Origin of the sequence: Pseudomonas sp. Root71 (assembly GCF_001429045.1) — a bacterium.
Lineage (GTDB): Bacteria > Pseudomonadota > Gammaproteobacteria > Pseudomonadales > Pseudomonadaceae > Aquipseudomonas > Aquipseudomonas monachiensis.
Genome location: NZ_LMHY01000028.1, coordinates 109011 through 124361, shown reverse-complemented (window position 1 = coordinate 124361; position 15351 = coordinate 109011). Strand labels below are relative to the sequence as shown.

Sequence of the window (15351 nt, the reverse complement as noted above, 5' to 3'; positions counted from 1 at the left end):
ATCCCTGTGGGAGCGAGCTAGCTCCTACAGGGGAGGTGGTGCATGAGCTATCATTGCGTCTTTCCCATTCAAAGACTGATTGCCATGACTGCCCCAACCGACACCTTGCTCAATGCCCTCGAACACTGCGGAATGGTGGAGATCGACGGGCTGCATGCCTTCGAATTCGCCCTCGACGAGGATGATAACCTGCACATTGAATGCATGGATGGCCGTGCGGCCAAACACTGGGAGTTCACCCCGGCGCAGATTCAGGCCGCGACCTTCGATACCTCGCTGCAAAGCTGGTTGATCACCGGTGACTCGGGTGAACACCGTTTGGTGTGCCTGGGCGATGTCGTCAGCGGTGACAACGAAGATGACGACCAAGGCGATGCGTAACCTCTGGCCATTGTTGATGGCCGGCAGCATCGGCGCCATGGGCGTCCAGGTGGCATCCGCCGATGACTATCAGCTGCTGGTGGGCTCCTACACTGCAGGTCAAAGCCAGGGCATCTACCGCCTGGTGTTCGACAGCGGCACCGGGCAGATCGATGCCAGCCCACTGCAAGTGATCAAGAGCGAAAACCCGTCGTGGCTGACCCTGTCGAAGGATCGGCGACACCTGTTCGTGGTCAATGAAAACGGCCCGGGCCAAACCGATCCGGTAGGGCGCGTCAGCAGTTTTGCGATTGATCCCAAGACCCACGCGCTGAGCCTGATCAGCCAGGTGCAAAGCCTGGGCAGCGAGCCAACCCATTCCAGTCTCAGCATCGATGGCAGCCATCTGTTTGTCAGCAATTACTCGGTGGCCGAAGATCCGGGCGGCACCCTGGCGGTATTGCCAGTGACGGCCGACGGCAAGCTCAAACCGGTGGTGCAGATGAGCAGCCACCCGGCGAGCCGGGTCAATCCCGAGCGCCAGGCCTCGGCCCATGTGCATTCGACCATCCCGTCACCGGACGGCAAATACGTGTTCGCCAATGACCTGGGCGCCGACAAGGTGTTTGCCTACCGCTTCGACCCCAGGGCCAATCCGGAACTGCCGTTGACCCCGGCCACCCCGGCATTCGTGCAGCTGCCGCCGGGTAGCGGGCCGCGCCACCTGCTGTTCAGCGCCGATGGCAAACACGCCTGGCTGACCATGGAAATGAGCGCGCAAGTGGCGGTGTTCGACTACCACGAAGGCCAACTCGAACAGACGCAAATGGTCGATCTGGCTGCCGGACAGCCAGTTTCAGACAAGGCTGCGGCGGCGTTGCATGCCTCGGCTGACGGCAAGTTCCTCTACGTCAGCAACCGTGGCACCGCCAATCAACTGTTGGTGTTTGCCATCGATCCGGCGACCGGTCACCTCAGTGAACTGCAACGCCGGGCGGTGGAGGGCGATCATCCGCGGGAATTCAGCCTTGATCCGAGCGGTAAATTCCTGTTGATCGCCAATCAGAAGAGCAACCAGATTGTCGTCGTCGAGCGCGACGCCAGGACCGGTCTGCTGGGCAAGACCGTGCAAAAACTACCGATGGACGCGCCGAGCGACCTCAGGTTTCTGCTGCGTCAATAAGCCGCAGGCCCCGGTTGATGGGGCCTGCCTGCTTTTATCAATGACGCTGATATCTGGTACTGCTACAAAGCATTTCAAGGCACGAACCCTCGAGGGTTAAGTTTGCTTCACGGCCCCACCGGGCAAGCAAGCCAACTGAATCCGAGGAATACCGCCATGAACTTCAACATCTTCTCTGTCATCGCCGCTTCCGCCATTTCCGCCACCGTTGCGTTGCCAGCCAGCGCCAACGTTGAAATCAGCGACAAAAAAGCCCACACCCAGAGCTACACCCAGAAATACCTGCAACAGAGCGCCAACTTCTACGCCGCGCTGGATCACAAAACCCAAGCCTGAACGTTCAGCCCTGCCTTTATGCAGGAGCGAAGTCACTGATGATCGAAGCGCCTGATGTTGAATAGCAGGTGTTGAAAACGATCAGAGTGGTGTCGCTCCTGCATAACGCATGCTGCCCGCGAATCCCCTGATTAGTTCTATTGAAGGCTGAAATAGCCTGGCTTAATGATCAATGAAGCTGATGGTCACTATGGATAACCCTGAGTGGTTACCCAGGCTTTTTTGATCGATTCTGTAGGCATTGAAACATGCCTGCGGAGAACATCATGGCCAGCGCAATTCTCACTTCTGCCAAACACGGCGCCTATGTGGCGATCAGTCTTTACCTTGCCATGGTGCTGGTGGTCAGTCTTTCAGCGCAGTCGCAAGTCACCTTCGAAGCGCCGATCCAGGTCGCTCATCCCGGCATCCAGTTTGAACACCGTGGGCAAAACGCGAGCGTTGATCAGGCGGAACTCGCGGGAGTCGTCGGCGCATGAAAGGGCACAGACTCTGGGTCATCGCCTTCCTGGCGTTCATGACCAACGGATCCTCCCTGTTGGGGATCGGCCAGGGCTCGGCGGGCTCGGTGGCACGGGCCATCGAAGCCAATCACAACATCGCCCGCAACATCGAAATGGCCGGCAATCCACCGATCAGGAATGAAGGGGTGGTGTTCGGGCCGTTCCTGGTGGATTGCTCGGCGATCGGGATGTGTGAGGTGTTGGCCTGAAGCTCTCTCGCTACAGTATCGGTGTTCTTACTTGCGTATCACACCGGTAAACAGCGATCCGGCCGGATGAGGTCACGTTGCGCGTCAGGACTCACGACGATTCCGATCACGTGTCGGTTAGGTAATCATGTCGTCTGTCAGCTTGGTGTGTAGCACACACGTCAACGCGTAGATGGAAAACGATCGCTCGGCCGAGGTCAACATACCGGTCTGGATGTCGAGCGTTGCTTCCAGCCGGCTGAAGACCTGCTCCCAATCGCGTGTATTCAGTTCAACCCTGTCGAGGGCCGTAACCTCTTCAGGCGGCGCGCCAATCACATTGCAGATTGTGTGAATGACAAGTTGGCGAATGAAGGTGGGTTTCATGAGTGTGGTCACTTTTTAATTGATCATCAGTTATATCCGCGCATTACATCGAATCAACTGTAGTCGCGTAGTTGCCCTCTCTGGGAGTAGTGCGATCCTGGCAAACATTGCACTTGGATAATTGCTGAATAACAACTAATTGCCATCGATAAGAGATGCCTTCTGTTCGTCCAAGTTGAATTACCGTAGCAGAGAAACTGAGCTCTGAAAATTTAAAACTTTAAATATTGTTTGTGTAAGGATTGGATGTAGTACGCTTCCCAGGACTTTGTAGTGCTTTTCAGATATTGCATATTGAATAAAAAATTTTGATGGAATAGCAGCCATGGTCGCGAATTATATTCGCAGTGTTCACGCTTTGTTCGGTACGACGCACAAGATACCGTTGTATCCCGTAGCCGTGTTGGCCGTGGGAGTATCGAAAAGCGCCAACTTGTTAGCAGCGCTATTGCATACCTTGTTTCAGAGCAGGGCCTCAAGCTATCACTTGATTAGCGATAAAAAAGTCAGTCAATTGCATGCGGACGTATTGTACGAGCAGCTTTCAACTCAAGTTCTTGCCAACCTATGGGGCGGAGGTTCGTGTACCGCATAGTGAAATTGTCGGCCTCGGAATGATCGTGGCGGCGGAAGTTGCCAGTCGCCTAGGGCGACTGAGTGGAGCAGATCAGAATCTTCATCATCGGCTGCTTAGACTGCTGGCCCAGCTACATGCCGCACCACCACAATCATCGGATCTTGCGTGCTAAACCATGACTACAGACGAAGAACAACTCTACGGACCCAAGGCGGATCGGCTCCTGCGCATCCGGAAGATCGAATCCCTGGGGAATCTTGTCCTGCCTATCTTTCCGATTGCCCCATTGCCAACCGCAGTGGCGGGCGGCCTGGCACAGGCGGATGAAGCGGTAGCGATCTACGCAGCCGCTTTGGAGGAGGCTTTTCCGCTGCTGGCGCGAAGCGTGGAGGACGTTTGTGGTTCAGCGCCCTGGATCGTGCGTAGTGCAGGTAACGAGGACCTGACGGATCACGTCAATGCCGGCGGCTACGAAAGCCTGATATGTCCCGAGCCACAAGCGCTGATACGGTGTATTGCCACTGTGGCCATGAGTGGATCGACCGAGCATGCACGACGCCAACTTGCGCTCTCGGGGCGTTACGATCATGTCGAGGCAATTCCATGCTTTGTGCAACAGCTACTGAAGATCGATGTCTGTGGCGATGTCGGTCGCGATCATTCGCCGTATCTGGACACAGCTGTTCTTGATCACATGGAGGCGGTATGTAATGAACTGATGCAGACGTTCGACTTCATTGCGATCGATTGCGAATGGGGCCTGGAGACGACACTTGGCTTCGTGTCCGTGACCACCGTCATGCCGCGAAACCCACAACTGATGAACGTCGCGCATACGATCGGTTTCGGTTTCGCCAGCGCTCAGAATACCGGCTCGCAGGCGACGGCCTTGGTGCTGCGTCCTGCTTGCTCAGACCTGAGGTTATGGCGCGCACGCCATCTGCGCGCGACGACGGTGCAACGGTTGCATCTGCTGCAGGCGCGGCCGGCGTATTCTGATGATGCCTTTCGCGATCGTGATGTGTTGACCGATGCATGCCGTGAAACATTGATCGGTCGCTACGATGTCGTGGAAGCCGGCTTGTTGATGCTGGGTGCACAATCTTCGGGCCGCGCATTGGTGGCACCTGATCTCATGAGCGCCTGGCGCCGATATCTTGCACTCAACGCGCACGAGCAGGCCGACGTGGCGGTGGTATTAGTAGACGAAGGCAGTGCGGAGGAGCACGCGGGTATCATGTTCCGCCAGCAGAAAACTACATGCGTCAGGATGGACACTCGACGCATGTCAGCCGGAGCAGACTGCGTTGTATTTGACCGCGGCACCTGCATTTTCGGTGACTCGACGCTGCTGCGATCAATTCAGAGTGAGCGTCGCCGAGAGTTGGTGTTGCCCGACGACTGCGCTCTTGTTTTCACCGATGAGGTGCTGGCACCTGGCGGCGAGCTGGCGCGAGACTGCGTCGAAGTCCTTTCCCAGCTGCGTCGTTTGCCGGTCGCGCGTGAAGTCAAGGAGCGGCTGTTCGCACGTAGCGAGCAGCCGATGTCGGCGAGCTGGATGCAACGCGACGACGGAGTAGTGGAGTCACCCTCACTGCTCGCGGCAATCTGGCGGTCAAAGAATCCAGGGTATGCCGGCGAATGCTGCGCGCTCACTGAATTTGCGAGGGACTACGAACGTGCGTTCCGGGTGTCACGGAATGAGCCGCAGGGCGAACTGCGCACGCTGTTCGCGCTGTCGTCCGTGACACGCACGTTGGTCGCGAGTGGTGACCTTCGAATTGTCCTGGCACTGCTCGACTGTGAGGCGGCGACGTCCTGGCTACCGTCGCAAACGTTGCGGCGCCTGGTCGATTCGGCTGCCGTGCATTTGAAGGCGCTTCAGCGCGATAACGCCGTGTTGATTCTTGAAAGCGTGGCCTTCGTCAGGACGGAATGTAAGCGACTGCCGGTTTATGAGCCGGACGACGCCGTCTCCTACCTCGATGCACTGGCACACGATCTTGAAGATGGCTTGTTTGTCGAATCGATGGTATCCATCCGCTCTTTGGAGTTGCCGATCGCAAGTGGGATCCTGCTTGCGCGGCAGGCTCTCGTTAATCCCGCCGTCCTCGAACCAGTGGACGCATTCCGACAGTCAGTAGCGTTGTTTAGAGCTATGGTGTCGGGTGGCAGCACGACCGCGCGGCTTCCTCTGCAGCTCAACGATACTTACTTGACACTCCGGGGTGCGCTGTACGAAGCCGGTCTGGAAAACGTCGCTGAGCAGATTAGAGGATCGCTGGTCGAAGCGTATGACGCCTCATTGAAAGGGCTGCTATGGCGCTCGGTGGAGGAGGGCGACGCTGGCAGCTACCGCCGCTACCTCATAGTGATGCAATGGTGGATCGAATTCCTGAACATAGGATCGCTGTCTGAGCGCGATGCCGCAGTGCTTCAGCGCTTTCAAATTTGGCTGCGTCAATGGGCTGATGACGAGATGCCCGAGTCATTCGAGATACAGGACCGCAATTGGCGATTCGAGTTTGACGCCATTGTGGTTTCCCATGAAACACCGCTGCGGTACGAGAATCCGCACGTTCTTCACAATCTCCTTCATCAATACTCCCTGGCGGGGCTGCGGCTTGACGCGCAGGGGCTACCACGGCGCGTACAAGCGCTAGAACACTTCTGTTCGACGTTCAGCAGTCGCTCGACGAAGGTTCTGCGTTTCGAGCGAGAGTTGCTCGAGATTCAGATTCCGATGGGAACGCACAAGGCGAGCTACGTGTTCACGCCGCGGCAGATCTCGGTAGAGTGGACGGAGCCGCCTGATTGCCCCGGGGGCGAAATCGCGAGGATCCTGGCGTTTGAGGTATTTCTGGATCGTTTCCAAATTTGGATGTTCCCGGCACTGACGGTCCGGCGCGAGCAAGTGCTGGGTACCTGGACACTGTTCATCCGCCTTAACGCGCAAGGATCAGATCCCTGGGATTACGAGCATCTCTGGCACTTTGTGGCCGCTACGCGCTTTCTATTCGACGCCTCTTACGATTTTTCGTATGTCGCCAACGAAGCCGTGGACGGCTTCGCCGAACGTTTCGACGGATTGGAATGGAAGGAGATATTTACCACACTGATACGGTATCGAGCGGTGATCGAGGACAGGGCGCAGTACGTCGCCTTGCACGCCCTGCCAATGTCGTCGACGGTCGCCGCGATGGCGTGCAGCCGAATCGTTCGCGGTCTGCTGTTACGTTGTCTGCGCAGGGGATTCGATTATTGTCGGACCTTGATTGACGGGTATGCGCACTGGCTGAATGAGGAGGCCGAGGACAACGGACGGTGGTTCGGTCGCTATGAATCGCTCCGGCAGGCCACCCTTTTCCTGGCGGCCAAGTGGCCAAAGGAGGCGCTTTCTGAACTCGCCGGGCGGGGCGTCTTCAATGTCGGCGATGACCTGATCGCAGCCTGCCTATTCAAACGCTCGGACCTGGCGGATGACTTGCGGCAAGTCGCGGCGGCGGGATCAATGCTATCGGGAATGCCGGGGATGATCGTGCGGCATGCACCCGAAATTGCTATGGCGGCCCATGGCGCATCGCACTTGGCTGCGCAACTGGTCGGCACCGGAATGCGATTTCGCCGCGCGAAACACCTTTTGGTCGCTCGATTCGGCGACTGCCTTGATCAGGATATATTGACGGGACTCCTACGGGACTTGGACACTGTTCCGTGGGGATGTACCGCTGACGCTGAGCAGGCCATCCAGACGCAGATTTTGATGAGCCGCCCCGTCTGTCGATTTGAACTAAAAAAAGGCATCGATTGGACGTCGTTAGATTCGTGGCCGACTCTGGGGCAGAGGCGTCCCGTTTCCTTGGGGTCGACCGAGTGTTGAGTTATCGTGCGGACCCGAGAGCCTGTGCCCGGAATTCGTCTTGATCTGAAAAGAAGCTGGAGAGAGTACACGTCTGGCGATACAAGAATCGACTGAAAGCCACGCGTCAGAATTGCGAAAATGGCCGGCAATCCACCGATCAGGAATGAAGGGGTGGTGTTCGGGCCGTTCCTGGTGGATTGCTCGGCGATCGGGATGTGTGAGGTGTTGGCCTGAAGCCTGCTGTCGATGAAGGGCTTTTGTGGTGAGGGGGTTTGCCCTAATGCCGATCAGTTAACGTTTCGAACACCACACCCCCTGTGGGAGCGAGCTTGCTCCGGGCGGCGTTCCGACGATGACGATCGCATAGTCAACATCTGCGTTGCCTGACAGTCCGCTATCGCGAGCAAGCTCGCTCCCACAGGTTTTGCTCCTTGACTGACTGGCATTAGGGCAAGCCCTTCGCCACAGTGTGCGGTGGCTTACTTGCGCATCACACCGGTAAACAAATCCGACTCCAGAAACCGCTGCAACCAGTCCTGCAAACGCCGATAGGGCGTCTGCGCGAACCAGTCGCGGTCGACGTGGGCGAACTGGCGCACGAAGGGCATCAACGCCACATCGGCCAGGCTTGGATGGTTGGCGAGCAAGTAGTCGCGTTCCTCCAGCAACGTCTCCAGCCTTTGCAAAAACACCTCGCCCTCGCCGCGATAAACCTCCATCGGCTGCTCGGGATAACGCTCGGCGTACTTGTAGCGATTCAAGTGCACCTTGAACACCTGATCGTTCTGTTCGATCAGGGGGGCGATTTGCGCCGCTGCGTCAGGATCGTCCTTGAGCAGCCAGTCCTGGGGATCGTTCTGTGCCAGGGCCCAGCGCATGATGTCGAGGCTTTCGTCGATCACCCGGCCATCGGCGCTCAGCACCGGCACCGTGCCTTTGCCCGACAGCGCGAGCATTTCGGCGGGCTTGGCCTTCAGGCTGACTTCGACGATGTCCACGGCCACGCCCGAGTAGCGCAGGGCCATGCGTGCGCGCATGGCGTACGGGCAGCGGCGGAAGGAATACAGGGTGTTCATTTCACCTCCAGGGTGCTCAGGCCGTTGCCCTGGCGCTGGACTTGAATCTGCACCGGAATCCGTTCATGCATTTCCTGTACGTGGGAAATCACCGCGACCTTGCGGCCCTGGGCCTGCAAGCCATCGAGGGCGTCCATGGCCAGTTGCAGGGATTCGGGATCGAGGCTGCCGAAGCCTTCGTCGATGAACAGCGACTCGATTTTCAGCGTGCTCGAGGCCATCGACGCCAGACCGAGGGCCAGTGCCAGCGAGACCAGGAAGGTCTCGCCACCGGACAGCGAATGCACCGAACGCAGTTCGTCGCCCATTTCGGTGTCCATCACCAGCAACCCGAGCATGCTGCCGCCGCGCTTGAGGCGGTAGCGGCGCACCAGTTGGCGCAATTGCACGTTGGCGTGGTGTACCAGCAGGTCAAGGTTGTAGGCCTGGGCGATCTTGCGGAAGGTGTCGCCGGTGGCGGAGCCGATCAACGCATTGAGGCGCGCCCAGCGTTGATACTCGTTGTAGGCGTCGGCAATCTGCTGCGCCAGGGCCTGATTGGCGTTCTGCCGGCGTTGGTCCTCGGCCTGCTCGGCGCGCAGTTCGGCGCAGTGTTGCTCGCTGGTGGCAGCGAGGTTTTGCAGGTCGATCAGCGCACTGGCCAACTGCTCGGCGTCGAGGTTGCCGTTGTGTTGCGTCTGGTGATCGATCAAGCGCTTGTCGCGCTCCTGCACCAGGACGCGGGCCTGTTCGATGGCTTTTTCGCTGTGCTGCAAGCGCTGGCGCAGTTCGCTGACCTGAGTGTCGTCGACGCGCAGCAGGTCTTCGAGGCCGCCGTCATCCAGTTCGGGATGGCGGGCGCGCCAGTCACCGATCTTGCCGGCGAGCTCGCGTTCTTCGCCTTCCAGTGCGTGCAAGCGCTCCTGCTGGGCCTTGAGTTCGGCGGCGAGTTGCACTGATTGCGTGAGAACGCTTTGCAGCGTCTGCGCAGTGCTGGCTTCGGCGCTGCGGGCCTGTTCCACGGCCTGTTCCAGTTGCTGTTGCCAATGCTCGGCGCTGCTGTGTTCGCCGAGTAATTGCCCGAGCGTGTGCTGGCTCGCCTGTTGCTGCTCGGCCAGCCCGCTGAATTGCTGTTCGGCGGCCTGCAATTGCTGCATGCGGCTTTGCTGGCGATCCTGTTCCTTCTCCAGGTTTTGCTGGCGCTGTTGCTGCTCGGCCAGTTCTTCCTTTTGTTGCTCGAGTTGCGCCAGTCGCTCGGCGATCTGCCGGTCGAGCTGCATGAAGGTCGCGGCCGGTTCGTCGCGCAGCGCTTGCAGGGTCTCGGCCGGCAGCAGGCTGGCGAATGCCTTGAGTTCTTCGTCCAGGCGCTGGCGGTCGTTGTCCAGTTCGCGCTGTTGATTGCTCAGGTGCTGGGCCGCCTGCTGGTGCGCGGTTTCGGCGTGACGCAGTTGCTGGGTCAGGCGCGCGGCATCCTGTTGCAGGGTGAGCAGCGCGCTCTGCCGTTGCTCGTCCTGGCTGATGCTCTGGTTGAGCTGACTGTTTTGCTGAACGAGCCAGGCATCGCGTTTGGCGGCATCCTGGTTCAGCAGTTGGGTCGCCAACGGATGCGCTTCCAGGCTCGGGGCGAGGGCTTGCTGCTGGGTCGCCAGTTGCTCCTGCTGTTGCAGCAGTTCTTTTTGCTGGGCGATCAGCCCGCCGACTTCGGCGCGCAAGTCAGTGAGTTTTTCCTTGAGCAGGTCGACGGCCTTCTGCGCATTGGCCTGTTCGCTTTCATCAAAACGACCGAGGCTCTGCAGCAAGGCTTCCGGCTGATGATAGGGATGTTCGTTGCTGCCGCAGACCGGGCATGGCTGATCGTCCTGCAACTGCGCGCGCAGCTCTTCGACACTGGCACTGCGCGCCAGACGTTGGCGCTCCAGCAGCTCGCGCGTGACGTTGAGGGTCTGTTCGGCAACGCTCAGGTCAGCCTTGGCCTTGACCCCGTCCTGGGTCAGGCGTTCACGTTCCTGCTGTGCGCTGAGCTGGCGTTGTTGCAGCTCGGCACCGCGTTTGTCCAGGTCCTGCTGGCTGGCCCACAGGCGCGCAAGGTCTTCGACGGCGCGCAGTTGCTTGCGGTTGTCCTGCAACAGGCTGCCCAGAATGCCGATCTGCTCGGCGACGGCATCCGGTTCGGCGCCGGCCTCCTTGAACAGTACCTCCAGTTGTTGCTTCTGCGTGGTGAGCGCTTGTTCGGTGCTCGCGGCGTTTTGTTCGAGGCTGGCCAGTTCGGCATGGCCCTGATTCAACCGGTTGCCGATCAACATCAACTGTTGCAGGCGATCGCGGTAGGCATTCCAGGCATCGCTCAACGGAGCCAGATGGGTGCTTCGCTCCAGCTCGGTGGCGATGCGTTGCAAGTCCGCGGCGCCACGGGCTTGCTGATCGAGCAAGGTCTGAATCGTGCCCTGGCCCTGGGTGCAGGCCTGTTGCGCCTGTTGCCTGGCTTCGGCGCTGAGGGCGGTGTCCTTGGCCAGGCGGGCGAGGGTGCTTTGGGCTTCGAAGGCCTGACGCTGCAACGGTGTGCTGTCGGTTTGTCGTTGTTGGGTTTCGCTCAAGGCGATCCGCGCGCTGCCGAGCTGTTGCTCAAGCTGCGTCTGACGCTCGCCGAGTTCGCCATGCTGCTGCGTGTGCAAGGCAATTTGCGCCGCCAAGGGTGTCAGCAGCGCATCGACCTCGGCTTTACGGGCGAACTGGTGCCGTTGCGGGGCCAGCTGTTCGAGGCGGGTGAACCTCAAGCGCTCACTGGCCAAGGCCTCCCAGTGAGTCTGCGCCGATTGCAGTTGTTCGCTGGCGGCCAGATGTTCGTCCTGCAAGCGACGCAGGTCCTTGAGCCAGGTGTCCTGCAGTTCAAGTTGTTTGAGCTGCGCCTGTTGGGTCTTGAGTCGCTGCTGCGCCTGGTTGAAGCGCCCGTCCAGTTCCGCGCGGGCTTCGGGCGACAGTGGCGTCACACCGCTGGCCTGATCCTGCAGCAGCTTGTGCGCCTCGCGGGCTTCCTTGGTCTTGTCGAAGGCGCGACGGCCGAGGCGGGTGTAGAGCGCCGTGTCGGTGAGTTTTTCCAGCAGTTCGCTGCGGTCATTGTCGTCGGCCTTGAGGAAGGCGCTGAACTCGCTTTGCGCCAACATCACCGCGCGGGTGAACTGTTCGAAATTCAGCCCCAGCGCGGCTTCGAGCTGAGTCTTGTATTCGCCTTTCTGGCTGGCGAGCAATTGATCCTGATCGATGTCACGCAAGCTCTGGCGGCTGGCCTGCAGCTTGCCGGCGGCCTTGTCCCGGGCGCGATTGGCTTCCCAGCGGGCGCGGTAACGGCGGCCGTCGACACCGACGAAATCCACTTCCGCATAGCCTTCGCCCGTGCCGCGACGCAGCAGGGTACGCGGATCGCCGGTAGCGATTTCGCCGTCGGCATCCGGCACCTTGGCGTCGCGGCCGGTGTTGTTCAGGCGCGGCACAGCGCCAAACAGCGCCAGGCACAGGGCATCGAGCAAGGTGCTTTTACCGGCGCCGGTGGGGCCGGTGATGGCGAATAGTCCGGCACTGGCCAGGGGTTCGGCGGTGAAGTCGATTTCAAACGGCCCGGCCAGGGAGGCAAGGTTTTTCAGGCGGATCGCGAGGATTTTCATGGCTGTTCGCTCTCCATCTGCACGTCCTGCAACAGCTCGGCAAAGTCCTTGAGGGTTTGCTCGTCGACCTCGCTGCCGTAGTTGTCCTGCCAGGCGCGGCTGAACAGTTCCTGAGGCGTGAGCTGGTCCAGTTCGATCAGCGTGCTGCCTTCGTCGGCACCGTCACGGCCGCCGTTGCCGGCGTACTCGGCGGCGATGCGCACCAGGCGCACGGCCTTGCCTTGCAGGGCGGTTTCCACTTGATTGCGCAGGTCGGGCTGTGGCTCGTCGAGGCGCACCCGCACCTCCAGCCATGGCTGGCGCTGGATCTCGGCCAACAGGTCGATGTTCGGCAGGTCCGCCAGTTGCAGCAGGATCTCGCTCAATGGCGCCGGGCCGATGCGCTGCAGGTTGACCGCGCGGGGGATCAGTTTCGGCTCGACGCTGAGCAGGGTTTCGCCGTCGAGCTTGATGTCGAGAATCTGGTGCTGATAGCCGATCTCGGAGAACGACAGCGGAATCGGCGAGCCGCTATAGCGGATGCGCTCCTCGCCGTTGACCTTCTGCGGCTTGTGCAAGTGGCCGAGGGCCACGTAGCTGATGCTCGGCCCGAACAGGCTGGCGGGCAGGGCTTCGGCGTTGCCGATGATCAGGCTGCGCTCGGAGTCTTCCGACACCGAGCCGCCGGCCATGTGCGCGTGGCTGATGGCGATCAGTGCCTGGCCCGGCTGGCGCTTGGCGTTGGCCGCTTCGATCAGCCACTCGTGCACCTGGCCGATCCCGCGCAGGTAGTTGTCGCCCAAATGCGCGCCGGTGACTTCCGCCGGACGCAGGAATGGCAGCGCCAGGCACCAGCCGGCGACTTCACCACTGGCATCGGGCAACGGCAGCAACAGGCGCTCGGCGTCCAGTTGACCGTCGTCGAGCCACAGCACGCGGCCCAGCGCATGAGTGCGCAAGCGGCGCATCAAGGGGGCGGGCAGTTCAATCCGCGAGCCGGAATCGTGGTTGCCGGCAATCATCACGATGGTCAGCAACGGCTGCTGTTCGTGGGCGCTGACGATGAAGTCGTAGAGGCGTTCCTGGGCTTTGACCGGCGGATTGACCGTGTCGAAGATATCGCCAGCGATCAACAGCACATCCGGTTGATCCAGTTTCAGCTGGCGCAACAGCCACTCGAGAAAACAGCCGTGTTCGAAATCGCGATCCTGGCCGTGCAGGTTCTGCCCGAGGTGCCAGTCGGAGGTGTGAAACAAGCGCAAGGCGGACTCCGCTACAAAATAGGTAATGGCCGCGTGAAAAATGAAGGCGGCGAAAGGGGAGAGAGTTTACTGACAAAAGGTCGGGAATGCAGAGGGCAAAAAAAACAGCCTGCGACATCTCCTACAGGGTATGCACATATCCAATGTAGGAGCTGCCGCAGGCTGCGATCTTTCGATCTTGTTGTTGGTAGAAGGGGCGCGCCTGATCGAGATACATTGGCCTTCGGGACGTCTGGTGTTGAGGGTGACACAAGATCTCTCGACGTCGATCAGGGCCGGCATGCTGTTCGAAGGTCATTTTCAAATGTGGGCAGGCGCCGTGTTCACGGTCATTGCCCATCCGCCGGGTGCTGTTGCGCACCATCAGGGAGTGGTTCAGTGCCTATCCGGCCGAATGAAAAGGAAGTGTCATGACTCAACGGTTACTGCAACTTGATCATGTGTCGTTCAACCTGTCCGACGGGCGCGTGCTGTTCGATCACTTGAACCACACCTTCAGTACCAGGGCCACCGGCATCGTGGGTGCCAATGGCTGTGGCAAGTCCTTGCTTGGCCGGCTCCTCACTGGCGAGCAACTACCCGCCAGCGGCATCGTCCGTCGCGAAGGGCGGGTTTACGCCGTGGCGCAGTTACTGGAACCCGTGCACTACCCCAGCGTTGCCGCGCTGGCCGGGGTCGACCATATTCTGGCGGCGCTTGCGCGCATTGCCCAAGGCAGCGTCGAAGATGACGACCATGCGCTGGCGGTCGACCAATGGGATTGCGCCACACGCCTTGAGGCGGAACTGCAGCAGATCGGCCTCGGTCACTTGAGTGCCAACGCGCGCACCGACGCACTCAGTGGTGGCGAACGGCAACGGGTGGCGCTGTTGGGGGCGTGGTTATCCAGGGCCGACTGGCTGATTCTCGATGAGCCCAGCAACCACCTGGATATTGATCAGCAACACAAGCTTGCGCAGCAGATCGAGCGCTGGCCCAACGGTCTGGTGTTGATCAGCCACGACCGGGGCCTTCTGGAACACGTGAACGAAATTGTCGATCTTTCGCCCTTGGGGCTGGCGGTTTATGGCGGCAACTACAGTCAGTATGCGGCGACGCGCGAGCAAGAACAGCAGTCGTTCCAGTCGGCATTGCAAGGGGAGAGGGCGCAGGCCAAGCGCGAGCAACGTGAGATGGCCGTGCAGATGGCGCGTCAGCAACGGCGTAATGCGCGCGGCGACCGTCAGGCCCGCGACGGTAATCAGACCAAGCTGATCACCAACGCCCAGAAAGAGCGCAGTGAAAACAGTCAGGGAAAATTGCGCCTCAATCAACAGGTGGCACGGGAGCAGCAACAACAACGTATCGCCGAGGCCCGTGCGCGGTGCGCGCCGGACATTCAACGCATGATGTTGTCTCCGGAAAGCGTAGTGCCCAATGGCAAGCTGATTGTGCAGCTCAACGACGTCATTCTCCCGTTCGGTTACGCGGCGCCGGTCAATCTGACGCTGACGGGGCCTATGCGCATGGCGATCCTGGGCGCCAACGGCAGCGGCAAGTCGACCCTGTTGCGAGTAATCGCCGGCCAACTGCCGGTGCGCGAAGGCGAACTCATCCGCAGTTGCCATGTTGGCTGGCTGGATCAACACGCCGGATTGCAGTATCCCGAACGCACCGCGGTGCAATGGCTCTACGAGAGCAATCCTGAGTTGCCCGAAGCCGAGGCACGCACCCGCTTGGCGCAGATGGGGATTGATGCTGACCGTGCGATGCTCAAGACCTGCCAGTTGAGTGGCGGCGAACGTCTGAAAATAGCGCTCGCTGCGCAGTTGTACGCACGGCGGCCACCACAATTGCTGTTGCTGGACGAACCGGATAACCATTTGGATCTGCCCAGTCGAATAGCACTGGAGCAGATGCTTAATCAATACCAAGGGGCATTGATCGTGGTTTCTCACGATTGTGCTTTTTTACACGCTATTCATCTAGATGTTGAGTTTCATCTCAAAAACTAAAAACAA

General features: G+C 59.8%; 11 protein-coding genes. 7 read left to right on the top strand and 4 right to left on the bottom strand.

Annotation, left to right across the window (positions count from 1 at the left end; translation table 11 throughout):
* Window positions 1-42 precede the first annotated feature (42 nt).
* From ASD95_RS22930 to ASD95_RS22910, 5 genes are all read left to right on the top strand, one after another.
* Window positions 43-381 carry a DUF5629 family protein gene (locus tag ASD95_RS22930; RefSeq protein WP_056727603.1) on the top strand — a complete coding sequence of 113 codons (339 nt, stop codon included), beginning with the start codon at window positions 43-45 and terminating at the stop codon, window positions 379-381.
* Window positions 374-1543, top strand: a complete 1170-nt coding sequence (locus ASD95_RS22925; RefSeq protein WP_056728090.1) for a lactonase family protein — start codon at window positions 374-376, stop codon at window positions 1541-1543. The genes ASD95_RS22930 and ASD95_RS22925 overlap by 8 nt, the downstream gene beginning before the upstream one ends.
* A 156-nt stretch (window positions 1544-1699) precedes the next feature.
* Window positions 1700-1879: a hypothetical protein gene (locus tag ASD95_RS22920; protein WP_007979950.1), complete on the top strand. Its 180-nt coding sequence runs from the start codon at window positions 1700-1702 to the stop codon at window positions 1877-1879.
* Window positions 1880-2145: 266 nt separating this feature from the next.
* Window positions 2146-2358 carry a hypothetical protein gene (locus tag ASD95_RS22915; RefSeq protein ID WP_056728088.1) on the top strand — a complete coding sequence of 71 codons (213 nt, stop codon included), beginning with the start codon at window positions 2146-2148 and terminating at the stop codon, window positions 2356-2358.
* Complete coding sequence (locus tag ASD95_RS22910; protein WP_056848071.1) at window positions 2355-2591, top strand: hypothetical protein; 237 nt, start codon at window positions 2355-2357, stop codon at window positions 2589-2591. The genes ASD95_RS22915 and ASD95_RS22910 overlap by 4 nt, the downstream gene beginning before the upstream one ends.
* A 117-nt stretch (window positions 2592-2708) precedes the next feature.
* Here the strand turns inward: ASD95_RS22910 and ASD95_RS22905 are convergent, their stop codons facing one another.
* A complete protein-coding gene (locus tag ASD95_RS22905) occupies window positions 2709-2957 on the bottom strand; it encodes a DUF6137 domain-containing protein (RefSeq protein WP_056727599.1) in 249 nt (82 codons plus the stop codon).
* Window positions 2958-3709: 752 nt separating this feature from the next.
* Here ASD95_RS22905 and ASD95_RS22895 point away from each other — a divergent pair.
* Window positions 3710-7414 carry a hypothetical protein gene (locus tag ASD95_RS22895; protein WP_056727594.1) on the top strand — a complete coding sequence of 1235 codons (3705 nt, stop codon included), beginning with the start codon at window positions 3710-3712 and terminating at the stop codon, window positions 7412-7414.
* Window positions 7415-7875: 461 nt separating this feature from the next.
* Here ASD95_RS22895 and ASD95_RS22890 read toward each other — a convergent pair whose 3' ends face one another.
* Genes ASD95_RS22890 through ASD95_RS22880 form a run of 3 tightly spaced genes read right to left on the bottom strand, consistent with a single transcriptional unit; the run spans window position 7876 to window position 13351 of the window.
* Window positions 7876-8472 (bottom strand): glutathione S-transferase, encoded by a 597-nt coding sequence (locus tag ASD95_RS22890; protein ID WP_056727591.1) that lies wholly within the window; start codon window positions 8470-8472, stop codon window positions 7876-7878.
* Window positions 8469-12110 carry an AAA family ATPase gene (locus ASD95_RS22885; RefSeq protein ID WP_056727590.1) on the bottom strand — a complete coding sequence of 1214 codons (3642 nt, stop codon included), beginning with the start codon at window positions 12108-12110 and terminating at the stop codon, window positions 8469-8471. The genes ASD95_RS22890 and ASD95_RS22885 overlap by 4 nt, the downstream gene beginning before the upstream one ends.
* Window positions 12107-13351, bottom strand: coding sequence for an exonuclease SbcCD subunit D C-terminal domain-containing protein (locus ASD95_RS22880; protein WP_056727588.1), 1245 nt, complete (start codon window positions 13349-13351; stop codon window positions 12107-12109). Before ASD95_RS22880 ends, ASD95_RS22885 begins: the two co-directional genes overlap by 4 nt.
* A 410-nt stretch (window positions 13352-13761) precedes the next feature.
* Between ASD95_RS22880 and ASD95_RS22875 the strand changes: the two genes are divergently transcribed.
* Window positions 13762-15345: an ATP-binding cassette domain-containing protein gene (locus ASD95_RS22875; RefSeq protein ID WP_056727587.1), complete on the top strand. Its 1584-nt coding sequence runs from the start codon at window positions 13762-13764 to the stop codon at window positions 15343-15345.
* The last annotated feature ends 6 nt before the right edge of the window (window positions 15346-15351 follow it).

Excerpts from the sequence above, each read along its gene's own strand:
- ASD95_RS22930 (WP_056727603.1), top strand. The coding sequence starts at position 43 with ATGAGCTATCATTGCGTCTTTCCCATTCAAAGACTGATTGCCATGACT.
- ASD95_RS22925 (WP_056728090.1), top strand. The coding sequence starts at position 374 with ATGCGTAACCTCTGGCCATTGTTGATGGCCGGCAGCATCGGCGCCATG.
- ASD95_RS22920 (WP_007979950.1), top strand. The coding sequence starts at position 1,700 with ATGAACTTCAACATCTTCTCTGTCATCGCCGCTTCCGCCATTTCCGCC.
- ASD95_RS22915 (WP_056728088.1), top strand. The coding sequence starts at position 2,146 with ATGGCCAGCGCAATTCTCACTTCTGCCAAACACGGCGCCTATGTGGCG.
- ASD95_RS22910 (WP_056848071.1), top strand. The coding sequence starts at position 2,355 with ATGAAAGGGCACAGACTCTGGGTCATCGCCTTCCTGGCGTTCATGACC.
- ASD95_RS22905 (WP_056727599.1), bottom strand. The coding sequence starts at position 2,957 with ATGAAACCCACCTTCATTCGCCAACTTGTCATTCACACAATCTGCAAT.
- ASD95_RS22895 (WP_056727594.1), top strand. The coding sequence starts at position 3,710 with ATGACTACAGACGAAGAACAACTCTACGGACCCAAGGCGGATCGGCTC.
- ASD95_RS22890 (WP_056727591.1), bottom strand. The coding sequence starts at position 8,472 with ATGAACACCCTGTATTCCTTCCGCCGCTGCCCGTACGCCATGCGCGCA.
- ASD95_RS22885 (WP_056727590.1), bottom strand. The coding sequence starts at position 12,110 with ATGAAAATCCTCGCGATCCGCCTGAAAAACCTTGCCTCCCTGGCCGGG.
- ASD95_RS22875 (WP_056727587.1), top strand. The coding sequence starts at position 13,762 with ATGACTCAACGGTTACTGCAACTTGATCATGTGTCGTTCAACCTGTCC.